At 51.6% G+C, this 22979-nt stretch carries 21 protein-coding genes; 7 read left to right on the forward strand and 14 right to left on the reverse strand.

The annotated features are described in order from the left end of the window. Nucleotides 1-63 precede the first annotated feature (63 nt). Nucleotides 64-1293 (forward strand): cell division protein FtsA, encoded by a 1230-nt coding sequence (gene ftsA / locus ACIS_RS01085; RefSeq protein ID WP_238523298.1) that lies wholly within the window; start codon nucleotides 64-66, stop codon nucleotides 1291-1293. A 132-nt stretch (nucleotides 1294-1425) separates the two neighbouring features. Here ftsA and ACIS_RS01090 read toward each other — a convergent pair whose 3' ends face one another. The 3 genes from ACIS_RS01090 to ACIS_RS01100 are packed head-to-tail and all read right to left on the reverse strand — an operon-like array spanning nucleotide 1426 to nucleotide 2657. Next, complete coding sequence (locus ACIS_RS01090) at nucleotides 1426-1929, reverse strand: hypothetical protein (RefSeq protein WP_012880405.1); 504 nt, start codon at nucleotides 1927-1929, stop codon at nucleotides 1426-1428. Next, the gene (locus ACIS_RS01095) at nucleotides 1926-2408 is read right to left on the reverse strand and encodes an ATP synthase subunit B family protein (RefSeq protein ID WP_238523299.1); all 483 of its coding nucleotides are present in this window, start codon (nucleotides 2406-2408) and stop codon (nucleotides 1926-1928) included. The genes ACIS_RS01090 and ACIS_RS01095 overlap by 4 nt, the downstream gene beginning before the upstream one ends. A 24-nt stretch (nucleotides 2409-2432) precedes the next feature. Continuing rightward, on the reverse strand, nucleotides 2433-2657 hold the full coding sequence (locus ACIS_RS01100; RefSeq protein ID WP_012880407.1) for a F0F1 ATP synthase subunit C: 225 nt from the start codon (nucleotides 2655-2657) through the stop codon (nucleotides 2433-2435). A gap of 542 nt (nucleotides 2658-3199) precedes the next feature. Here ACIS_RS01100 and ACIS_RS01105 point away from each other — a divergent pair. Beyond that, nucleotides 3200-3643: a hypothetical protein gene (locus tag ACIS_RS01105; RefSeq protein WP_012880408.1), complete on the forward strand. Its 444-nt coding sequence runs from the start codon at nucleotides 3200-3202 to the stop codon at nucleotides 3641-3643. A 104-nt stretch (nucleotides 3644-3747) separates the two neighbouring features. Here the strand turns inward: ACIS_RS01105 and ACIS_RS05545 are convergent, their stop codons facing one another. After that, complete coding sequence (locus ACIS_RS05545; RefSeq protein ID WP_238523300.1) at nucleotides 3748-3930, reverse strand: hypothetical protein; 183 nt, start codon at nucleotides 3928-3930, stop codon at nucleotides 3748-3750. Nucleotides 3931-3946: 16 nt separating this feature from the next. Then, entirely contained in the window at nucleotides 3947-4672 is a 726-nt protein-coding gene (locus ACIS_RS01115; RefSeq protein ID WP_041651385.1) for a F0F1 ATP synthase subunit A, read from the reverse strand. A gap of 239 nt (nucleotides 4673-4911) precedes the next feature. Between ACIS_RS01115 and ACIS_RS01120 the strand changes: the two genes are divergently transcribed. Next, nucleotides 4912-6162 (forward strand): iron-containing alcohol dehydrogenase, encoded by a 1251-nt coding sequence (locus tag ACIS_RS01120; protein ID WP_041651386.1) that lies wholly within the window; start codon nucleotides 4912-4914, stop codon nucleotides 6160-6162. 164 nt (nucleotides 6163-6326) lie between these two features. Here the strand turns inward: ACIS_RS01120 and ACIS_RS01125 are convergent, their stop codons facing one another. Further along, nucleotides 6327-8324, reverse strand: coding sequence for a pentapeptide repeat-containing protein (locus ACIS_RS01125; RefSeq protein WP_041651109.1), 1998 nt, complete (start codon nucleotides 8322-8324; stop codon nucleotides 6327-6329). 308 nt (nucleotides 8325-8632) lie between these two features. Here ACIS_RS01125 and ACIS_RS01130 point away from each other — a divergent pair, with 308 nt between their 5' ends. Next, entirely contained in the window at nucleotides 8633-9367 is a 735-nt protein-coding gene (locus ACIS_RS01130) for an SURF1 family protein (RefSeq protein WP_238523301.1), read from the forward strand. Between the two features lie 36 nt (nucleotides 9368-9403). On the opposite strand, the gene ACIS_RS01135 is transcribed toward ACIS_RS01130, so the two are convergent. Both ACIS_RS01135 and ACIS_RS01140 read right to left on the reverse strand, forming a co-directional pair. Beyond that, complete coding sequence (locus tag ACIS_RS01135) at nucleotides 9404-11359, reverse strand: lytic transglycosylase domain-containing protein (RefSeq protein WP_238523302.1); 1956 nt, start codon at nucleotides 11357-11359, stop codon at nucleotides 9404-9406. An 84-nt stretch (nucleotides 11360-11443) separates the two neighbouring features. Then, nucleotides 11444-12739, reverse strand: coding sequence for a cbb3-type cytochrome c oxidase subunit I (locus tag ACIS_RS01140; protein ID WP_012880414.1), 1296 nt, complete (start codon nucleotides 12737-12739; stop codon nucleotides 11444-11446). 877 nt (nucleotides 12740-13616) lie between these two features. On the opposite strand from ACIS_RS01140, the gene pgsA reads away from it, so the two are divergent. Further along, nucleotides 13617-14159 carry a CDP-diacylglycerol--glycerol-3-phosphate 3-phosphatidyltransferase gene (pgsA, locus tag ACIS_RS01145; RefSeq protein ID WP_012880415.1) on the forward strand — a complete coding sequence of 181 codons (543 nt, stop codon included), beginning with the start codon at nucleotides 13617-13619 and terminating at the stop codon, nucleotides 14157-14159. Nucleotides 14160-14167: 8 nt separating this feature from the next. Here pgsA and purH read toward each other — a convergent pair whose 3' ends face one another. The 5 genes from purH to ACIS_RS01170 all read right to left on the reverse strand — a co-directional run bounded on the left by purH (nucleotide 14168) and on the right by ACIS_RS01170 (nucleotide 20148). Then, nucleotides 14168-15700: a bifunctional phosphoribosylaminoimidazolecarboxamide formyltransferase/IMP cyclohydrolase gene (purH, locus tag ACIS_RS01150; protein ID WP_012880416.1), complete on the reverse strand. Its 1533-nt coding sequence runs from the start codon at nucleotides 15698-15700 to the stop codon at nucleotides 14168-14170. 12 nt (nucleotides 15701-15712) lie between these two features. Next, nucleotides 15713-16156 (reverse strand): 3-hydroxyacyl-ACP dehydratase FabZ, encoded by a 444-nt coding sequence (gene fabZ / locus ACIS_RS01155; RefSeq protein WP_012880417.1) that lies wholly within the window; start codon nucleotides 16154-16156, stop codon nucleotides 15713-15715. A 6-nt stretch (nucleotides 16157-16162) separates the two neighbouring features. Then, nucleotides 16163-16624 (reverse strand): OmpH family outer membrane protein, encoded by a 462-nt coding sequence (locus ACIS_RS01160; protein ID WP_012880418.1) that lies wholly within the window; start codon nucleotides 16622-16624, stop codon nucleotides 16163-16165. 90 nt (nucleotides 16625-16714) lie between these two features. Further along, nucleotides 16715-19063, reverse strand: a complete 2349-nt coding sequence (gene bamA, locus ACIS_RS01165; RefSeq protein WP_012880419.1) for an outer membrane protein assembly factor BamA — start codon at nucleotides 19061-19063, stop codon at nucleotides 16715-16717. Between the two features lie 5 nt (nucleotides 19064-19068). Further along, nucleotides 19069-20148, reverse strand: coding sequence for a M50 family metallopeptidase (locus ACIS_RS01170; protein ID WP_238523303.1), 1080 nt, complete (start codon nucleotides 20146-20148; stop codon nucleotides 19069-19071). A gap of 126 nt (nucleotides 20149-20274) precedes the next feature. Between ACIS_RS01170 and ACIS_RS01175 the strand changes: the two genes are divergently transcribed. Beyond that, complete coding sequence (locus ACIS_RS01175; protein WP_041651389.1) at nucleotides 20275-20541, forward strand: FAD assembly factor SdhE; 267 nt, start codon at nucleotides 20275-20277, stop codon at nucleotides 20539-20541. Nucleotides 20542-20588: 47 nt separating this feature from the next. Further along, a complete protein-coding gene (locus tag ACIS_RS01180) occupies nucleotides 20589-21821 on the forward strand; it encodes a protein-disulfide reductase DsbD family protein (protein WP_041651111.1) in 1233 nt (410 codons plus the stop codon). On the opposite strand, the gene ACIS_RS01185 is transcribed toward ACIS_RS01180, so the two are convergent. Further along, complete coding sequence (locus ACIS_RS01185; RefSeq protein ID WP_012880423.1) at nucleotides 21808-22950, reverse strand: D-alanyl-D-alanine carboxypeptidase family protein; 1143 nt, start codon at nucleotides 22948-22950, stop codon at nucleotides 21808-21810. The two genes, ACIS_RS01180 and ACIS_RS01185, sit on opposite strands and share 14 nt — an antisense overlap. Between the last annotated feature and the right edge of the window lie 29 nt (nucleotides 22951-22979).

Consider the following 22979-nt stretch of genomic DNA (forward strand, 5'->3'; position numbering starts at 1 on the left):
TGTCATAGGTTGCTCCGTGGTGGAAGAGTAGAAGGGTATCGTATCGTGTTGCATTCCGCTGTTATGACGGAGCCCCGGAAGGGTGTGTTTGCAGTTTTGGATATGGGCTCTACAAAAATGGTGTGCCTCGCTGTGAAAGTGCGTGGTGACGGTGGGCCCGAGGTTGTGGGGGTGGGTTATAAAGCTGCTGACGGTGTGAATGGTGGGGCAATTGCCAACAAACAGCATGCCGGCTACTCCATATTGTCTAGCGTAGATGCCGCAGAGCAGGTGTCTGAGCACACGATGAATCAGGTGTACGTCAACGTATCTGGGTGTGGCATTGCGTCGCACAATATCTCAAATGAAATGCGCTCTACAGTACACGAGATATCAGACCGCGATATACGAAGGATCATGCTCCAGACTTATGAGAAATTCTCTGGGGATGACATGGTAATCCACAATATTCCAATAGCTTACCATTTGGATGATCTGAGCGATGTTACTGAGCTCAGGGGGCTGTATGGTAGCAAATTGCGTGCAGATATGCACGTAGTTACCGCTTCTAAGCTCGCGCTCCTTAACATCGAGAATTGTATTACCGATAACAACTTGAGTATGGGTGGCTGTGTTGCCGAGCCCTATGTTTCAGGGTTGGCTTGCCTTACGGAGGATGAGAAAGAATTGGGAACCATGGTTCTGGATATAGGGGGGAATTACACCTCCATGGGCATCTTTGATAGGGGCAAATTTGTGTACGCAGGTACAATTCCCTTGGGTGGAGTGCACATAACGAGGGATATAGCATACGGGTTATGTATAAGTGTAAAAGATGCTGAGCGCATGAAGATTCTGCATGGGAACGTAATGCTCACTTCGGCTGATAGGGACTATGCTATTGAAACCGAAGATGGTAACGAAGATAAACGCTCTATAATGAAATCCGATTTAGCCAGCATTATCCGCCCGAGAGTGGAAGAAATTCTTGAGCTGGTGAAGAAGGAAATGGACGCGCAGCAAAATGTGGTCGGTAAGGTGGTAATAACAGGAGGATGCAGCAATCTGGCTAGCATTCGAGAGATTACTAATTACGTTCTGAATAGGCAAGTAAGAGTGGGGCTGCCCGTTCACGTTTATGGCATGAGCAAAGAGTATGATAGAAACCCCGTGTTCTCTGCGGCCATCGGCACTGCACTACTGGTAGTGCACAGCTTCTACAAAGGAGGAACGCGCAGTGGGGCTGCCAGCCCGTCATATGGCGGAAGAATACGCAAGATACTGAAGTGGATCACCGATAAGAGCGAAGTATAAAACCCGCCGGGGTGTGCCTGAGCCGGTAGAACAGAGAGCCTGTCACCCAGACTTAACATGCCCCTTGCCCAAGCAGGTGGCGGGCACCAACCAGGGGAAGCCCACGCAGCCACTGCAACACCCAACCTGCACCTAGTGCAGTTTCTTGGCTATATCGTCGTCGTGTTCCGGTGAAGGAGCAACATCGCTGCCGCCGCTGTCGCCCCGCTCTTTACCCTCTAGCTCTTCCCTAAGCAAGCTACGAGCCGCACCGGACGCCGCATCGATGGCGGCTAGCCTCAGGGATTTGACAAAATTGTCAACCTCAAACGCAACCCGCTCAGCTGCCAAGTTAATCTGAGCCTCGAGCATCTCTTCTATCTCCTTTTTTCCGTTTTGCACTATGGCTCTATACTGCTCTTCAGACTTCTGGAGTATCCCAGCCACTGCTAAGTCGACCTCATGCTCCTTCTGGGACACATCGCGAAGCATTAACTCCAGTCTACGCTCGAGATCAACTGATTTCTCCACAACGACGCCTGCCGCATCAGAATGTTTAGACAAAAACCGCCTAACGAACTTGCTGGCAGGGTTGAAAGCCAACGCAAATCCCACACAAAAAGCAAGGTCAACTATCAAATGAGTACTCATAGTCATAACTTTCCCTCATATAACCTGGCGGCCAACTTCTTCAGTGCATCCCTTTTTGCCTCGTCGCAGCCGCGAACCTTGGTGTAGTACATAAACGCAACCTCGGCGGAAAGATCGACCAGCTCACCATGAACGTCCCGCCGCAATTCTCCCAAGCGCTGTTCCACTGACTCGAACATAGCGCAAACCTCCTCGCTCAGCAAAGAACGAGCCTCCTCAGTGCACGACGAAACCTCAGCCAGTGCTCCCTCCACCGCATCTCTAGCCCCGAGATCCGCGTCCTCTAACGCCTTTCTCTGCCTGAGCAGCCTCAGCTCTATAGCTCCACAAACGCCCAAAGCATCCTCCAAAGACTTGCTAGCCGCAGCGTACCTCTTGCCCATGATGCCCTCAACCCTGGGGACAGCCCACCTGACCGCGAGGTAGAGCAGGAAAAACGCGCAGGAGAACCAGGCCACCTGCGAAGGGTACATTGAAAAGTCCAACTGGGGTACAGTGCCCATTGCTGGCTATCCAGCCACGAATATCAAAAGCAGCGCCAGCAGAAACGAAAACAGGCCCATGGCCTCGACCAAAGCGGCGCCGGTATAGACGTACTTCTTCAGCTTATCCTCCGTTTCCGGGTTACGAGCAATGCCATTGAGCATGGCCGAAAAGACGGCTGCAACACCAAGCGCAGACGCCACCATACCCAAGACGCTCAGCCCAACGGCCACAAACCTCAAGGAGTCCATAAACCACCACCAGTGCAAATTTCAACCCTACAGATTATAAGGGCTTGAGATGCCAAGTCAATTAGTAATTGACGTTACGCAATGTGGGATTTACCAAGTGTGCCGCTTGAACATACGAATGTTGTGCAAACCCAGCGTGCAGCACGGGATCTTCGCATATAAGTTGTGGCTGTAGAATTGGTTACATTGTCATACCATGGTCACATGGTGGTGCCAGTTGTCTCGTACGCATGCACTCTCAGTTGGTGCAGTGATTGCGAAATCAAGAGTACGTGTGTAGCACGTGAAGACCTGAGGTGTCGCATGGCGAGAGCGAATATCATCCGGAGGCAAACTTCTGGCGGCGGATAGGATGTGACAGAGTTGACTGTAGGGCTGGGGAAATGTACACTTTGCGGCTGTTGTGTGCGTGGTCACCTGTATATTCCCAAATACTCCAAAGGCGGCGGTTGCCTTAGGTTGGTACCTGTGCCAGATGTGGCATCGCAGTTCGGGGCCGGCGCGCGCAAGTTTTGTGTAGGCTCATTGGAGGGAGGATTAATATGTTTGGAATTATTTTCGCTGGAGCGCTTGTGTTTACGATCGCTAGCTACTTATCTGACGCGGTAGCTGATACTGTTTGTAACAACGTGTTCTATGATGCAGATGCGGGGCAAGAACCCGATGATACAGCACATTTTGACAAGGCGGTGTTACACTGTGCTACCAGTACGGTTACTCATGGAATCACGTCTGCAGTCCTTGGTGCAGCCCTGCGCCTTCCTGCCAGTGTGACTGCAGCGGGTACAGCGTTGTACGCTGGGTGTGCTGGGTATGCGCTTATGCGTGCTGCTGACCGCGCTGGGTCGGTGGATCAAAGTGAGGTAGAACCGCTGCACACTGTGAGTACTCCGTCGCGGAGCACATCGGGGGGGGGGGGGATTCTTACGGATATTCAGCTAGTGGAACCAACGATGCCGCCAAAAGCACAGGGCCCGGCTGCATGAGTGCTGCCACTGAGGGCCCGGCGGAATCTTCTAACAACAGCGTGTCTGACGGCGGCGGGGGTTGTCGCTCCACCAATGACGACGCATCGCGTCCAGCAACGCACCTAGAGCAAGCCGAGTTGTACCAGCAACGCACCTGGAGCAGCAGCCAAGTTGTAGTGGGCAACTTCAGCGATGTGTGGTTGTACTAGTTCGTGCTGAGTGATGGCGTGCGGAGGATCCACTCCGGCACGGTCTGAGGATATCGCGCGGCAATCCCCGGCCGCGCGTGGCAAACTTCTAGCCATACCTGTGCTGGGTGCCCTAGTGGCTCGAGACAGCGTCGGACAAGTATACGGTGGTGAGCACGGTAAATATGTATGCCTGTAATACGGCAACGAAGACCTCGAATGCTATTAGGGCCATTATGAACACGAATGGCAAAGGTGTGAGTATGAGGTGCATCTTGAGCACAAAATCTGCAATAACTGCAATGATTGTATGACCGGCGATCATGTTTGCTGCCAAACGTATCGCGAGGCTTACCGGACGGGCCAAGTACGCAAACAGCTTTATGAAAACCATCATGGGGGCTAGCCACATTGGCGTACCCTCAGGCAGGAATATCCTGAGGAAATGCAGCCCCTGGTGCCTAAACCCAATAACTGTGACAGCCGTGCAGACGACGAGTGATAAAGCCAAGGTAACGGAGAGGTGACTGGTTGCGGTGAACCCCAGCGGCAGTATGCCCACGAGATTACACGCCAATACGAATAAAAAGGTTGTCATAACCAGGGGTATGTAGCGCAGGCTATCCGCGCCGGCGTTGCTCTCAAGAGTGCTGGCCACGAAGCCGTAGATCAACTCCACTGCAGCCTGGGCAAGCCCAGGAACTACGTTGACTCTTCTGAGTGCCCAACACAAGAGCAAAACAGTCCCCAGGGATGCGAGAACCATGAAGAGGGAACAATTTGTAAAGCTCAGGTCTATGCCCCAAGGTGTGGGTATGCCAAGCAACTTTGTAACTCTGAACTGCTCCAGCGGACTCAAACTACACCTAAGGCACCATGTACTACACTGCGCAGTATCATTCAGAATGCGGCTCCAGTCAACTGGAGTTGTTGCCATATACGCCCAAGCCACACAGAATTGTTTGTATTGGGTTAAGAGTCATACTTCCGGTGCTAAGTGACGTGCCGGATATAATAGGTTGGGCAGTAGGGCATACCCTTTGCTATGCACTGTTGCTGGATGTATACTCCCTGCATGGGTTTGGTGCGTTGTGGTTCATGACTACTCAGTTTTTAGACATGGCTTTGCCGCGTATTGTTGCTGGCGGGTATGCCGAAGTTGCTGAGTACATTACCAGAGCCATACATGTGGGCCAAGGCATGCTAGCCAGCCTTCCAGACATAGCGTCCAGACACGGGGGCAGAGCGCTCTTGGTTGCTGACTCAAACACCGCTAGGCTCATAGATAATGGGGTGTTGAATGCTTTTAGCCACTACGTGATTCAGGGCGAATATTGTGCCTCTGCTGGCCTGATAAACCGTGTGAAACATGCTTCCAAAAATGCGGATTTCATTATTGCCCTTGGAAGCGGGACAATCAATGACGTGTGCAAATATGTTAGTAAGGTTGAAGGCAAAGAATACATACTGTTCCCCACTGCTCCTTCCATGAATGGGTATACTTCTCCAAATGCCTCAATCACGGTCAAAAACGGCACAAAAAAATCCTTTGTTGGGCAACTACCCAGCGCCATCTACATAGATACAAATACGCTTGCCAATGCACCGGCTAGGATGATAAGCAGCGGTTTCGCAGATTTTATTTGTCGCTCCACGGCACGCGCAGATTGGTTGCTTTCGCACGTATTGCTAGGTACCCAGTACAGTGAGCTGCCTTTTCTTATCAGCGAAGATGTAGAGAGCGCCATTATAGAGAGCTACCAAGGCCTGGTGGGCAGAGATGTCGACACCGTTATGTTGCTGATGCAGGCTCTGCTCCTGTCTGGTGTTGGCATGATAATAGCTGGGGGGAGCCAGTCTGCAAGCCAGGGAGAACATATCCTGGCCGGCGCCACGGAGCTCCTAGATGGCTGCAACTTATTACATGGGGAGAGGGTAGGAGTTGCCACCGTGGTGCTGGCGAAGTTACAGAAGAAAATGTGCAACATGCGGCCACAACTCGTGCAAACTTGCATTGACAGTTGTGTGCTGCAGCGGTGTTTTGGTATGGAGCGGGCGCGAGAATTTTGTGATGTACTGCTACGGAAGTCTATAGACCGCGAAGCTGCTACAAACCTTAACTGCATGATAGGCGAGAAGTGGGAATACATCTCTGAGAGGGTGAAAACTGAGGTTATTGATCCTACCCTGCTGGAAAAAATTCTGCATGGCTTGAAAAGCCCGTATTTACCCGAGCACGTTGGGTGGACTACTGCAGGGTACGGCGAAGTGGCCAATTTGGCATTTGCTACAAGGGACAGATTCACGTTTCTCGATATTGCGCACCACGCACAGGTTTCGGTGATGTGACCGAATTTTGCATGTTCCGCAAATACGCGGCGTCATTATATGGCTATCTTAACATCTTGCCGATCTTACCGTGCCGAGACTGAGTTACGTATCAGCTGTGCACACTCCGCTGCTAAGCGCCCCAACTGCCGCTTGGCTTCGGTTACTGGTACTCGCCGGGGCGATCAAGCTCCACTTGTATCCACAGATTTCTTCTGTGCAGCATCGCCTTCACCAGGCTCAGGAGTGTCTGACTGTTGAGTACTGCTACTTTGTTGGTGCTCCACTTTTTCCTGCTTAGAGGCCCCGCTCTGTTCAATTGTTGGGCTGCTAACCTCTTTTTTGGTTTCGCTGCCCATGCTGTGTTGTGCTGTTTCCCCGGCGGGCCAGACCACCTTACTAATGTTGGCACCCGTAAAGTCCACATCCACCAGGGATGCATCGGTGAAATCTGCAGAAGAAAGATCCGCGCGCGAGAAGTTCACATTGTGCAATTGCGCTTCGTAAAAGTTTGTGCCTGCCAGCCTGGAGTTTGAAAAGTCTATTTCACGCAGATGCATGCCGCTGAAGTCTAGGTATGAGTAGTTCACATCAAGCACCTTTTCACGCTTCAGCAGTTCCTGTAACTCCTTTTCCGATGTAACCGCACCGCTCACGCTTGGTACTGTGTCATTTTCCATAATCACGGTATTCACGAACGTGCAATCTTGAAACTCTGCCCCAGCCAACACTCCCCTGTATATACTAGTGCCTACAAACTCTGACTCTATAAAGCTGGCTTTTTTTGCGTTACTCGCTGATATACTCACCTTTCCCAGTTTGCTGTTAGCGAACACGGAATTGTGCAGCAAAGTGCTGTGTATTATGACGTCGTGCAACTCAGTTGAAGACCATATAGCCTCACTGGCGTTTACGTCATTGTACACGGACTGCGACGTTTTAACCTCGCTCAGCACCGCGCCTGTCAGGTCTACCTTTTCCAGGGTGACTTTATTCAGGCTTGCGGCGTGTGCAAAGATTGACGCCATACCGGTTCTGGAGATTGCAGAGCCGGTGATTTTCGCTCTGTTCAACACGGCGAGCTCAAGTGTGCTGTCAGAAACGCTCCCGGAATCAAGTGTGACCTCTCTCAGATCAGATTCTGTCAGAATAGACTCAGATATTGCAGTGCCTTTTAATACTGCTTTTGTCAGCACCGCGTTGTGCAGATTTACTCCCACCAGCACTGCGCCACCCAGAATTGCTCCGCTGAGATTGGCACTTCTCATATCTGTGTGGTAAATATCGGCGGAATACATGTTGGTGTTGCTCAAATTCGCATTGTGAAAACTCGAGGAGCGGATGTTGGCTATTTCCATGTTTGCGCCGCTCAAATCACTGCCCGTTAGGTCCGCAAAGTTCATGCGAACTCCATACATAATGGAGCCCTTCAGCACGGAGTTCTGTATTCTTGCGCTGTGCAAATTGGCGCCAAATAGGCTTGCGGACGTCAAATTACTACCCTGTATTAGTATGCCGGTTGCTTCTATGTCCTGGAAATTCGCATTGCTCATGTTAGAGTTCAACACCGATACGGCACCGAGGTCAGCATTTGTGAATGTCGTGTACAGGCCCTGTGAGTCTTTGATTACCGCGGCCTGCATGTCTGCACCAAGGAAAGATGCATAGCTAATTTCGGAGGAGCGGATTCTAACTTCATTCAGGTCTGCAAGCGCAAAGTTGGCGAACTTGAGGTCCACTGATTCAAACTGCGATCTGTTGAGGTCGGTATTCGAAAAGTTAGCCCCGCGCATGTCGGATCCAGAAAACGTGGTACTGGAGATGTTGCTGTGCCTAAAGTTTGCTTGGACGAGGTTTACATCCTCAAAGACCGCACCTCGCATGTCCAACTCACTAAAATCCGCCCCAGCCAGGTTACTGCCGAACTCCTTTTTAAAATTTGGGGCGACCCCCTTAGCGTTGCACTTGACGATGAACTCTCTAAAATCGCGCCTGGTGTATGAAGTTTTTTTTAGGCTCTCGGTGTCTCTAACAAAAGCCTGCCTGGGATCCTCTGGTTTTTCTGCCTGCGCGCCGCTGCTGTGGGGGAAGGTGCACAAAAGTGCGCACAATGCGACCGCTACCCAGGCCAGTTTTTTTGAGGAAAAGGGTGGACAGCCCGCGCACGCGTCTATTTTTCTCATACACACCCAAACCAACCCACATACCCCCACATTGTAGGGGGCAAAAGCTCACAAAGTATTAACCCCGTTCACGTACGATCACGCCAAAAGTTAAGGTGCGCACGTGCACTGCACTGCTCTTGTGATGGCACTTAAATTGCTTTGTGTCAACGCAGAAAGAGGCGTATACTCCGGGAAAGGCGCTATTGCAGTGTACCTGCAATCGGTAGTGGTCTTGTGCTCTGCAAGTTCTGGTGGATAGAGCGTGGCATTTTGTGGAGTGCGTGATGCGTACGCAGTCTAGGACATGCGGTCGAGCTAGGCGGCGGGTGCTGCTGGTTGTATACTGCTTGGCGCCTTTTGCCATATTACTGTCATTAGGGACGTGGCAGCTCCTGCGGTTGCGGGAAAAGTTGCACGTTATTGAAACAATGCACATGAATCCTGTGATCCTGCCTGCGGGGGATCTACGCACCTACGCGTACAGGACGGTCAAATTGCAAGGTGCCTTCCAAGGCACAAAGCACATACGGGTTTTTGCTGGTAAGATGGGATATTACTTCCTGCAGCCATTTTCACTGGTAGACGGCAGGCATATTCTAGTGAACAGGGGGGTGTTTGCCGGCGCTGCACTCGATAACACTCATGGTGCAGGAGCTCAACCTGCCAGCGGCATTGGCACCGCGCCTGGCACCCATGATGCAGATGTCCGATCGGCCACTGGCGCGGGCATCATACCCGGCGACGTTCGCGATGCAGACGTCCGAGCGGTCAGCGGAGTTTTGCACTGCAAGCTAAGAAGCCTGTCCAGATGGATTGTACGGAATAATCCTAAAGAAAATCTGTGGTTTTGGTTCGACATAAACGATATGTCAGAATACGTTGGCCTGCCCGACTTGGAGCCTTGTATATTGTGGGGAGACCACACAACCGTTGCTGGTAGATTGAGCGCCAATCCGGCGCTCAAGATTAGGAACGACCACCTAGAGTATACCATCACGTGGTATTCACTTGCACTGATCTGGTGCCTGGGGTACGTATACCGTATATACAGAGCGAGATGATATCCCACGGTGGTGGGGATAACACCCAAATGGTAGTTACTCATACTGCTGGCCCAAGGTCATAGTCTTGCCGGACATTCCGTTATATACATGCAAATTTGCAAGTACTCTCTGTATATACGTACGCGTCTCGTGAAATGGCACGGATTCTATCCACTCTGCAAGCGCTCCAGGTGACCCTAGATTCCTAGGGTCACCGAGGTTCTTGAGCCACAAGTTGACATTGCCCGGCCCTGCGTTATAAGCAGCCAGGGCCAGCACCAGAGAATTGTTATATGCCTTGAGCAGTTTTGTCAAGTAGTAATGTCCAAGCATTACATTGTACTCTGGCTTTAGGAGATCACTCTCCCGATACTCTACTTGTAAATCTCGTGCTAACTCCATTGCGGTCGATGGCAACAGCTGCATAAGTCCCAGCGCGTTAGATCGACTCTTGGCATTTTTGTCGAACCTGCTTTCCTGCCTGATCATCGATAGCACGATCTCCTTGTGGTCGTCATGTACTGCGAGATATTGCCGCGGATAAAGGCTTGCCGGAAGCAAAAACTTGGACCCTATATATTCTGCACCCTTAAGCGCGGAGTAAGTATTGCCACTTGATAAAGTGAGCTCGGTAATCATACCAGCAACTTCAGGGATATGAGTATTTTTTATTGCGTGCTGCACAAATAAATCTGCCATATCATCGCGCCGCACTTTAGATAATATGTACCCAATTTTTGCAAATAAGTTTCTTTTACAACGTAAATAGTGTACACTAGTGTATCTTACGTTTTGTGTATCGAGTAAGACCCTGTCTACGCCTAGCTGTAAAAGGGACAGCTGGCCGTAGAAGGTTGTCTTGTGTGACGCTGCGAGCCTGAGCCATACGAGGGCTCCGTCGTCGTCATGCAGGGCTTCGGCGGAGCGTGCGGCCCAGTAAGCGGCCTTGCTTTTGTGTTCGTGCGCTCTTGCCGTATTGTAAAAATCTGCAAAGTGTGCATGGGCAGCCTCGTAGTCTTCTAGACATTTGAACGCAATCCACCCGAGCAGCCAGTGCACTTCAGGTAATGTTCTGGCATCCACAAGCTTAGCGCAGTCACTAGCTAGTTTGTAGGCGGCCCCGTAGAACCTGGAGAGTTTATAATATACGATTTCACCAATATACAACCTGTAGAGATGCCAAAGTTCCTTACGGTATTTTTGGTCTTTGGGCATTGAAGACATCAAATGCAAGATCTCTTCGCTGATCTGTCTGTTCTTGAGATACCAAGATACATAGTCGTACATGAGCCCAAAGTCGGAGCTCATGGACGCAAAAACTGGTGACACATCCATGCCGGCTAGGTCTTTTTTGTTGCGCCTAAAGCTTATTCTGGCCGTGGTAACTAGGCCCTCTTCCCCCAGGTTGTTGGCGATGTACTCCGCTGCACGTATTCTTTTTGTCCACAACAGCCGGTTTGCCACTGATATTAGTGCGTTCCTAGGCAGGGTGCTGTAGTTGAGGAAAACCGCACTTTTCTTCAGGCGTCCGCACGTGGGCTTAACCTCGGTGATGGATGTTGTAACGGCGGTTTTGGTATGTGCAACTGGGTTTGGCCATTCCGGGTGGGCTTCCTTAAAATCGTTTATCTCCTCCTGGGAGACGCAACTGTGGCGCAGTTTCAACCATTGTGCGAGCGTTATATACTCCTTACCTAGCTTTCTTGCGATGCGATGCGATGTTGAATAATTGCCCCTGCTGGCATGCTCCAACATTGCGGATAGGCCACGAACTTCGGATTCCCGTATTTTCCATGGGACCGCCATGTCTGAGCCTGAACCGCTTGCGACCGATGGCAGCATCAGAAAAACGCACACCACGCGCAGTAGCGTAGAACGCAGCGAACCAGTGATCATAGAGTGTTTGGTGACTATGTTACTAGGAGAAACAGACAAAGATGCCGTGCCCCAACCAAACGCTGTATTCCGGCGGCTTTCGCTTGCCGCAGGCCTCGCCTTCACCTGAGACACCTTTGGGTTGATGGTACGCACGTGTGGTAAATTTTTGAATACCACACACCGCAAATGTGGCTACCTTTGGGGTAAGCACACCTGTCAAGTGCCATGCTCCGTTTCCTTTCTACGATACACACACACCAAAACCAGCAAAACAAAAAGAAACCCCCCCATAATCGCCATAGCGCCGCCCACTGAGAAGCAATAGCGAGCAAGCGCCGATGCGGCATCTGGGAGGTGAGTTACCTTACGCAGGGCCCCATACCCTCCTAACAACTCTAGTCCCGTGATGTGCAACATCTGCCCCACGCTGTATACGAATAGCTGTATGTTTTGCCAAGTTTGGCTGACCGCCCTGTAACCAAACTTTGGCATTTTCAGATATACAAACCCCATAAAAGCCGCCGTCATCCCCACAACGCACCCATGGTAGTGCGCGGGTATTGTGACCGTGCCCTGCATGCTGAGAACGCCGAGGACGCTGCCGTAGATGAACATCACCGTTGCATAGAGCAAATATCGGTTGTCACGCTGCAGGAAGGATTTGATATTGCCGCCCGCAAATACTACCAAGAAAGCAGGCACCAATGCCTCTGCTATCCGCATGTGCCACGTGAAAAACTCGGCCAGTGATGCAAAATCTGAAGGGTAAACTATGTGCGCCGCAGATGCAATTATGACGGACAGGGCGTTAATCGCGAACACTGTGCTGACCAGGTACGGGTGTGTGAAACACCCATGCCTGATCCGCAACAACATCACCACCAGAAATGCCTGGCCGAAAACGCCCTGCAGTAGGTGCCCCGCCCCCCAGAAGACCCTCTCGTAAAACACTAGGCTTTCCAGGCCCCTGTCAGTCGCGGAATATGCGGTCATGAAGCAAAACGCTGCTGCAGTCATCATGGTGGACATTCCGTGGATTCCCACCAACATAGGAAGGTCGGTACACTGGCCCTTCGTTACTGAGGGTAGGGTGTTTAGCAATACCCCGCAGCAGAATATGCCCAGCCCTAAGAAAAAAAACCAGTGGTCTATGACGGGCACGTAGTTGCTCTTCACCGGTGTTGCGCCTTTTAAGAGCGCCGATAAAACCATAAATGCAGCGCCCACCGCAGATACCGCCCAGGAGTGCCCCAGGTACCTCAACTTGCGGTGCACGGTCATACTAATCAGCGCAGAGGACATTGAACACAGCCACACTATTACCGAGAGGTCTACGTGCAGCACCAATGACAAGCCAAACACCCGGTCAGCGTCTGCGACCACTGACTTCAGAAAGGGCATTCTCAGAAAAACTACTAGTATTGACAGGATTCCGGAAATCCCCAATGCGTGGACCCCAACCAAAACCCATCCACGACAAGTCTTTACGTTGCTGTCATCAACGAAAGCCATACAAAGCCATGGTTAAGACTGGGACATAGTATATGCAATTGTTGTCATGAGCAAATAAAAAGGTTGTTTTGCAGCGCAGTGTGACCGCGCGCACGGCCAGTGTGGGGAAGCTGATTTTACATATGGGTGGTGCCCATGTGATAAGCATCTGATGCATGGATGATGAGCTAGATGGGCTGTGGGGTGTCAACATGTGAAGCACCGGATAGGTCTGAAGTTTTCAGCAGGGGCAGGGTGGGGAAGCTGATTTTACATACGGGTGTGCAGGGTAGGTGGATGGATGACGGGGCGGACACCCCCTCCTCGGGACCATGGGATAGGGTGGGGTGTGCAGCGGATGCGCGATGACGGGCTAGATGGGCGCTGGGTATCAACATGTGAAGCACCGGATAGGTCTGAAGTTTTCAGCGGGGGCAGCGCGTGAGCGCTTGGGGGTAGCAATGGTGGGTGGATGGTGGGGCGGATACCCCCTCCTCGGGACCATGGGATAGGGTGGGGCATGCTACGTAGGCCCCAGATGGGTACCCGCGAAGGCAGGGATCTGAACGTGTGTTATGCACATTGTGCAATTCTCAAAGGGGCGGTGACCGCGCGCAGCTTTTCCGAATGCAGTGAGAATTTTGCAGCCATGTGATGATCAGTCGCCACGCCACTTTGTGGTGATTGGGCATATTTTAGACTTGCAGTAAGCCCGGAAAGCGTCCATTATAGAACTGTTTGTGGATTTCAACAGGTCGGTCAGCGCGGCGAGCGTTTTTGTGCTGGTTTCTTTAGGCGTGGTGGGTATTTCACTTTCCACTGTCCGGTGCGCGGCTGTTAGGTCTCTTAGTATGCGGTGTCCTGATGGGCGGGTGCTGTGAGTTGAGGGGGGAGTGGCTTGAGGAAAGTTTTTCCAAATATGCTGACCATCTTTAGGGTCCTCGCCATACCTGCTGTGGTCTCCAGCTTTTACTTAGATTGCGGATGCGCCAGGTATGTGACCTTGGCTATATTCCTGCTTGCATGCGCGACTGATTTTCTCGATGGGTACCTAGCGCGCATTTGGAGGGTGCAGTCCAAGTTTGGTAGGCTTTTTGACCCGGTTGCTGATAAGCTCGCCATCCTTTCTGCTTTTGTGATGCTGGTATATGTAGGGCGGATAACAGGGCCATGCGTTGCCTGTGTTGTTGTTATCGTTTGCAGGGAAGTTCTGGTATCCGGAATGCGCGAGTTCCTCATTGCTGCGGGCATCAGCCTGCCAGTGAGCGGTATGGGCAAGCTAAAAACCGTGATGCAAATGACCGCGACCGGAGTGCTGATAGTCGGTGATGGGGGGACGGTGACGCGTGTTGGGGAGTTTCTCCTATGGGTTGCAGCTGCCCTGTCGGTCTGGTCTATGTATCGGTACACCCGCACCGCGATTGAGAAAACCGGAATCTGACTTCCGACTTAGTGGTAGAAACTCCTGAGGCCCGTGAAATACATTGCAATGCCGCTATCATTTGCAGCATCTATTACTTCCTTGTCCCGCAAAGAGCCTCCCGGCTGTACAATAGCAGACACGCCCGCGGTCGCGGCGTTATACACACTATCTGCAAATGGGAAAAATGCGTCAGACGCCATAACGGCACCGGCGCAATCTTGCGCTTTTTTGACTGCAAGCTCAACGCTGTCAACCCTGCTCATTTGCCCAGCTCCCACTCCTATAGCACGCCCATCGCGCGCTATAACGATTGCGTTGGACTTTACGTGCTTGCACACCCGCCACGCGAACAGCAAATCCTGCAATACCGCGGGATCTGCCGCCTTAGTCGTGACCTTGAGTAAATCGCCGATGTCTATTGTGCTACAGTTGCGCTCCTGTATCAACAGGCCACTACCCAGCGCACTTTTGAAGACCAGCCTACTTGCAGTATAGGGCGCGCATTTGACTATACGCAGGTTCTTTTTCGCTCCTAGTATTTTGAGCGCACTTTCAGCAAAATCTGGGGCGACCACCGCCTCTATGAACACATCAGCAACCTTTTGCGCAATCGCGTCAGTAACCTGCCTGTTGCACGCGATTATTCCGCCAAAGCTGCTCTTTTGGTCGCAAGTAATTGCCTTTTCGTAAGCGTCGTCGATGTCTGTGCCGGAAATTGCCACCCCACAGGGATTTCCGTGCTTGATCACAGAAACTGCTGGGACGTCAAACTCGGCTACTATCCCAACAGCAGACTCAATATCAACTATGTTGTTAAAGCTCAGCTCCTTGCCGTGCATCTGTTCTATGGGCAACGCCATGGGCGCGCTCTCACGGTATATGCTATACACAGCGGCCTTCTGATGCGGGTTCTCGCCAATGCGCAAATCTTGGACCTTCCTGCCGAGTATCGCGATCTCCTGCGGCATGTCTGGCCCCTCCGCACCATTCAGCCACGTGTGAATGCACGCATCATAAGAAGATGTGGAAGCGAAGGTTTTGGCGGCCATGCGCTTTCTATACTCAAGCGTTGTTGTGCCCCCGTGGTTGGACATTTCCTGCATCAGCCCTTCATATTCGTGCACGTCTGGTACAACCGTAACGTGCTGGAAATTCTTAGCCCCCGCCCTCAAAAGCGACACTCCACCCACATCTATGTGTTCCACCACTTCGTCATCCGCGGCCCCGGTGCTTGCAAAATGTTGAAAGGGGTATAGATTTACAACCACCAGGTCTATAGCAAGCCCATCCAATTCTGGGCCATGGCTGCCCCTATTGCACAGAATCCCTGCGAATATTTTTGGATGTAGAGTCTTGACCCGTCCATCCATCATCTCCGGGTATCCGGTGTATTCCGAAACTTCCACTGCAGCAACTCCGGCCTCCTTCAACAAGCGGCATGTATTGCCTGTTGCTATTATGCGAAACCCCCTTGCTGCGATAAACCGGGCCAGCTGTTCGATGTTCGTCTTGTCATATACTGATATTAGCGCCGTTCCGCCCGTTGATGAAGCAACCATAATCTCCGCGTACTAACCCATCATTGCCAAAATTTGTGCCTCGGATGCCAGCTCGTCCCCGACATATGCGTGGCACTGAAATTTGCAGGTGGCACCGCGCATATGAATTACCGTTGATTTTATTGTTAGTGCGTCCCCCGGGACAACCATCCTGCGAAACTTTGCCGCGTCTATCGACATAAAATACACCGACTGATCCCCACGAGCCCCACCCTCTCCGCGGTCATCCACGACGCACAGCATCGAGGATTGAGCCATAGATTCTATAATTAGCACGCCGGGCATCACTGGATTGTCGCGAAAATGCCCTACAAAAAACGGCTCGTTGAAAGTTACATTCTTGAGTGCAACTATGGACTTACCAGGGGTACACTCCAGAACCCTATCTACCAACAAGAACGGATACGAGTGGGGCAACATCCGCATAATCTGCTTGTGATTGAATGCTACAGTCATCCTAAGCTAGCTTCCCCCCATGCTAACTCTCGACAGGTCCCTATTTAAAGTCTCCAAAACCTGCTCAGAAATGTCGGCCGTGCCCTCCACGTAAGCGACCTGACCTTTCGGTATAAAAAGCACGATTGTGGCGCCAAACTTGCCGGCTAGCTGCTTAGAAATCTGCTGGATTTTACCGTAAACCTGCTCCATAGCGCCGCTGTACATGCCTTCAAGTTCCGACATTTTAGCCGCCGCGTCCCTATTTAAGGAGTCAACCTCCTTTCTAAATTCCGCAACCTTCGCATCAAATGCCTCGGAACTCAAGATGCTCTTCTGCTTTATCAGCTCCTCCTCGCCCTTACGCAACTCCTCTCCCCTTCGGGTAAACGTGCCCTGCAGCTCAGTCCGCCGCCTGTCCAGCTGTGCCCTAATATCCTTCGCAACCAGCGCCTCACTTAGCACCCTTTCCGAGTCTATGAATAACACAGGCTGCTACCTACTGCGTCTTCTGCGCCCACCGCCGACGAACAAAACAGTGCAACCAACGAGAGAAATACTGTGAGAAACCTGCGCATTCTAAATACCCGCATCTGTGGAAATCCTGATTCTATCTTTAATGTCAAACTTTTCCTTCACTAGAGGAAACCCAAAATCTATCCTCACTGGCCCGAATGGCGACTGCCAAGAAAACCCAAACCCTACAGACAGCCTCGGTAGATCGCTAGTGTCATACCCGCCGGCTTTTGCATCCAGCCGAGACAGACTTGCCACGTCAGCAAACACGGAACCCCTGATGCCCAAATGTTCCGGCAAACCTATAGGAAAGTCAAACTGGGCCGTGACCCCGTAAAACAACTTGCCACCCAAGGACTCTTTAGTTGTGCGGTCTCTGGGGCCAATCCCAGAAGCGGCAAAGCCCCTAATTTCACTGTTGCCCGCAAAGAACCTTTGTCCTATCTTCACCGTTTCACCCAAATACGCGAACACGTACCCGAAGGACGGCTTGATCTTCAATACTATATCGCTGTGTATTCTCCGAAATACCGGGAAGAAATGAGCGCTTGAGGCCTCCGTCTTGACGTAATGCAAGTTCCCCCCTATTCCAGAAAATGATTGGCTCACCTTGGCGAACACCCCCCTGCTGGGCCTGTAAACGCTGTCCAGGTTGCTGTACACCAAGGAATAGCCTATGGCAGAATCAAGGTGCCGCCCCTCCTGCTCTTTTATGTAGGTGGAAGCCGACGCCCCTACGTTGTGTATGCTATGGTATTTGTAGGAATACTGCAGGGATGTGGCGACACTATCGGTAAGACTGCAAGACAGCCGGGTAGAAAGCCCAGCATTGGTGCTACTAAACGAGCCCTCAGAAGAGGGCAGCAGGCCGCCGAAAACCCCGCCACCACTGCCGGCAGGTGATGAGCTACCCTGCCGTGAGTAAAACACCCCCATACCAAATGCAACGTCGCTATCGAACACATTTGGAGTCACCAAATCAAGTGTTCCAGATAGGCTGGTCATGGACCTAGACAGGTCAAACGCGATCATCTTCCCCGTGCCTAATACGTTGCGCTCCCTCACGCTCACCTTACCAACCAGGCCACTTTCTGAGGAGAAGCCGGCCCCTATGTCAAACGAGCCAGTGCCGCGCTCTTTCACCTTAAAATTCAAATCCACCAGGCTATCAGAAACTTTCCGCGTCTCCACATCCACGGTCTCAAAAAAGTCCATATCCGCTAGCCTCTTGCGGGACTGCCTCACAGCGCCAGTGCTGTATACGTCACCCTCGTAAACGCCGAGCTTGCGCCGTATAACGTGGTCTAATGTCCTGTTGTTCCCAACTATGTTTATCCTGTGTATGTAGACGCTGTGCCCCAGGGACACGCTGTACTTCACGTTGACTACGTCACCCTGTACGTCATAGTCGCTCGTAACGGAAGCGAACAAATTGCCCCGCTCATTGAGGTGCGCAGTCATACTTGCAACTGACCCGTTCACCATGGTCGCATCAAACACCGCACCCTTCTTTGACAGCACCAGCCCCAGTAGGTCTTCCTCTATGCCTTCGTAGCTATGCGCCACGTCACGCACAGTTACGATGCTGTCACCAAACTGGTATTTCTTACCCTCCTCCACAGAAAACACCACGGTTGCGCGCGTGAGATCCCGACTAACCTCTGACACCACAGACTTGACTCTGAAGTCAAGGAACCCCCTGCTGGTGTAAAACTCGCGCAGAAGGGATTGATCTATCATCAGCCGTTCCGAAAGGAACTTCGTACTGCTGCCGAGCAGGCCAAAAGCCTCCTTCAGCTTGTGTTCCCTAGAATATATTACTGCTTTTAGCTTGCTAGATGGAAATTCCCTATTGCCCACAAACCTAATTTCACCAATGCGAGTGGACCTTCCCTCTACAATTTTGAGCACTATATCGACTGCATTGTGCGGGGCTCTCCTAACCGCGTAAGACACCTTCGCACCCAACATGCCTCTACTCTGATAAAGAGCATGCAAGGTTGACAGATCTCGCTTTAGCTTCGCCTCCGTAAAAATGCTCATCTTCTTCATCTTGAGTACGTCATTCTCAAGATTTTTATCGGAGAACACCCTGTTGCCCACAATCTTTATACTGCGCACCACAGGGTTCTCCTTCACCCTGATAACCAGCTCGTTCCCCTCCACGCGTACTCCAACTCTAGAAAACAGGGAAGTCGAGTATAAGTTTTTTATTGCTTCATCGATTTGAGGTTGCGTAACATCCCCAGTTAGAGGAACTTTGGCGTAGAACTGCACGGTGCCGGAATCTAGCCGCTCATTGCCCACTACCCTGACCCTTGTCACGCCAGCAGCTGCGCTAGCGGGAACAACAGACCCGACAATGGACACACACGCGACCACGTACAGAGCGAAAACAAAGATGTATCTCATAAAACTCACTTCAAAATGCTCTTGACGTCATTGAAGGTGACGAAAACCATCATAGATACCAGGAGCACGAAGCCTATGGCCATCATGACGTTCTGATACTTGGGATTTATTGTCCTCCTACGGAAAATCCCCTGCAGTGCGTACTGCAACATGTACCCCCCGTCAAGCATAGGTATGGGGAGAAGATTAACAACCCCCAGATTTGCGGAAATCAGACCCACAAACCACAACCCCTCCTTATTTCTGATCGACTCACCAGAGTGCTTTGCTATCCTAACAGGCCCACCAAGCTCATCAACGCCGCGAGCCCCCGTCACAAGCTGTACAACCGCCACCAGAGTTATTTTTACAATCCTGAAAATGCACCTGAAAGCCTCAGCCGCGGCGAGCAGCACCGGAAGACGCCTATTCCTGGTAGTTTCCGGGGATATGTCGGCCGCTATACCCAACCTGCGAGCATCATCAAGCCACACATCTGGAGAGAGCTTAACGGAGTGGGACACGCCGTCACGCAGAAATACCATGGTGAACTCCTGATTGGTACTCCCGGCAATGTAATGCCGTATCTCCTCGAACCACAAAACCTCGCGCCCGTCAACCTCAACAATCCTATCGCCCACCATGAGCCCAATTCTCTCTGCCGTGCTCCCCGGAAGGACGCTGCCCACTATCGGCATCGGGCTCATAACCCCTCTGGTGCTGAACAATATGAAGAACACCAAAACGGAAAACAGCAAATTCGCCAACGGCCCAGCGCCGGCAACAGCGAACCTCTGCCACAGGGACTTTTCGTTAAATGCAAAGGACTTCTCACCCTCAGTGAGCTTGTCCTCCTGCGCGTCACCCAGCATTTTCACATACCCCCCAACGGGCACCATGCTGAATTTCCACCTAGTGCCAGACCCGTCAGTAATTCCAAACAGCTCAGGCCCAAACCCAAGGGAGAACGTTTTGATCCGAATTCCACACAACTTCGCAACCGCATAGTGCCCATACTCGTGCACAAACACGACCACGGAAAGCACAAGGAGGAAGGATGCAAGGTAGAAAGAGCCCTCCTGAAAAGCGCTAAACACCTGCGCCATGGAAACCATAGGATACTCGACAAGCTCAAAACAGGAGCATGTTATATCATATTTATATCCTTGACAACAGTATTGTGCGGTATAAAGTTCCTGCGTGGTGGCTGCAGTGAGCGCGGTGTTTGTGAGATGGGTGAGTTTGGTCTCGAAGGGCGAAAACGCAGGTTGCTTTACAGAAGTACACACAGGGGCTGCAAGGAGACTGACATACTTTTGGGTGCCTTTGCAAGGGAGTATCTCGCGCTGCTAGATGAGGAAGAGCTCGCGCAGTATGAGAAGATAGTGGAGCTTGATGACGAGTTGCTATACTCCTATATAGTTGGTAGGCGGGAAGTGCCCAGTTCCATAGACAAGGCACTTGTGTCCCGCATAGCGAATTGTGTGTCCGGTAAGTAACGTGCCGGTGGAATGCATTGGGGGTAGATTGCAGGGATAGGTGGCCTATGGAACATACATTTCTCGACGTATTAGCACTTGCATTCGTTGGGGGGCTTGTGCTCAACCTAATGCCTTGCGTGTTTCCCATATTATCGCTGAAGGTGCTTTCCATATTGCGGCAAAGCTCGGAACACAGGTGGAGCACCGCGGCAGATGGAATATTCTACACTGCTGGAGTGCTGGTTAGCATGCTGCTCCTGTCCGTTACACTGATTTTGCTGCGCTCCGCAGGCCACTTTCTCGGTTGGGGGTTTCAAATGCAGTCCCCAGCTCTGGTGATCGGCCTACTGCACGTAACTTTTCTCCTGGGTATGTCATTCTCTGGATTTCTTGATTTGTCTATCAAAGTGCCGTTTATCAGCACAATGGCTGGATCACACAATGTTGGAAGCTTTCTCGCTGGAGTTCTTTCTGCGCTGATTGGCACTCCATGTTCGGCCCCGTTTATGGTGTCAGCCATAAGCTTCGCTCTCCTGCAACCGGGGTTACGCTCCGTTGCAATATTCCAGGTTATGGGCCTGGGTATGGCCTTTCCATATCTGGTTATGTCATGCTCCCCGGGCTTAACCCGCCTGCTTCCAAAGCCTGGGCAGTGGATGGAGTATCTCAAGCAGTTTCTTGCGTTCCCCATGTATGCAACCTCCGCCTGGCTGCTGCACGTTCTAGTGAGCCAGAAGGGAACACACGTACTGCTCCCAACGGTGCTTTCAGTTGTTGCGGTATCGTTAGGGGTGTGGTTTCTGCGGGTTATGTCTAATGTCAAGATGCAAGCATCCAAGGCCTTGGCGGTGCTACTACCGCTCTTTGTTGTTGGTACTGCGATATATATTGGTCGCTTTCGAGGGCACGATCATGCCTACGGGGAGCTTACAAAGGTGGAATTTTCCGAGGCTAGGCTGGCAAGGTTACTGAAGGCGGGCAAGACCGTGTTTTTATCCGTAGGGGCCGAGTGGTGCCTCACTTGCAAAGTTAACGAAAAGGTGCTCGAATCCCCAGCGGTGCAAGATTTTCTGTGTACACACGGCGTTGTGTACATGAAAGCAGACTGGACCAACATGGACAGCACTATTGCCGAGTACTTAAGCGAACATGGCGGTGGTGGTGTTCCGTTCTACGAGCTGTACGTCAACGGAAAATCCGTAGGGCCTATGCCGCAAATTTTCAGCGAAAAAACGCTTCTTGAGATTTTGAGCAAGCACCTGAACGCAAACCCAAGTTCCAAGGCTAGCCCAGAATAGCGTGCTTTAGCGACCTAAAAAACCCGCGCACCGGCCCCAGCGCCCCAACCTCCGCAGTTGCATACACTGGAAACACCTTATCTGCCATGCCAGGGATCTGCACTGAAAGTGTGCCTATCTCCTGGCCCTTTTTTACCGGAGCAGCTACTGTACTCTTGTAAGAGACAAACGCCTTCACGCTTTTTGACAGGTCCCTCGGGTAGCTTATGACGACATCGTCGCGAACATGCATCTGGACCGTCCCTTTCCTACCATTCCACACTTTCACTTCACCCACTACGCTCCCCGCGGGGAAAACAACTTTGGTCTCAAAGCGATTAAAGGCATACAGCAGCAGCCGCTTAGTCTCGTACGCCCGCTCCGTTTCGGTTTTCAGCCCATTGACCACAACAAAAACGCGGCGATTATCCTTCTGTGCCGATGCCGCTATTCCATACCCAGCCTTTTCTGTGTGGCCGGTCTTTATCCCATCCACTCCTATATTGTAATTGAGCAGGGTATTGTAGTTCTTTTGGGTTACACCATTATATGTGAACTGCTTCTCACCGAATACGTGGTAATACTCGGGAAAATCCTCGAAAATTCTGACCGACAGCGTGAGTATGTCCCTCACAGACATCAAATGCCCCTCATCCGGCCACCCAGTCACATTCGTGAAACTGCTATGTGCCAGGTTCATCTCCTTAGCCAAACCGTTAATGTCCTCCACAAACTGTTCTTGTGAACCGCTGACCCCCTCTGCAAGCGCAATGCATGCGTCATTACCAGATGACACAGCAGCCCCCATGATGAGGTCACGAACCTTGACCATTTGCCCGACCTTTAAAAACGCAGAGGAGCCCCCACGCTTCCACGCGCTCTCACTAACAGAGAACGTATCGTCCATCTTTATCAGGCCGGCATGCAAGTGCTGAAACACCAGATATAGCGTCATCAACTTGCTCATGGAAGAAGGTGCCACTGCAACGTCAGCATCATGCTCAAAGAGCACTGTCCGGGACCCCAGCTCATACACAATTGCATGCGGTGCCTTTGTGTGCATTTTGAGCGCGTAAGAAGGGCGGGCCGGAGCCAATGCCAAGCAGCAGAATGCGGGCACCAAAAAACTGAGCAGAAAACGCCTGATCACAGCAGGATACTAGACTGAAACACGGGCAG

Source organism: Anaplasma centrale str. Israel (assembly GCF_000024505.1).
Classification (GTDB): Bacteria; Pseudomonadota; Alphaproteobacteria; order Rickettsiales; family Anaplasmataceae; genus Anaplasma; species Anaplasma centrale.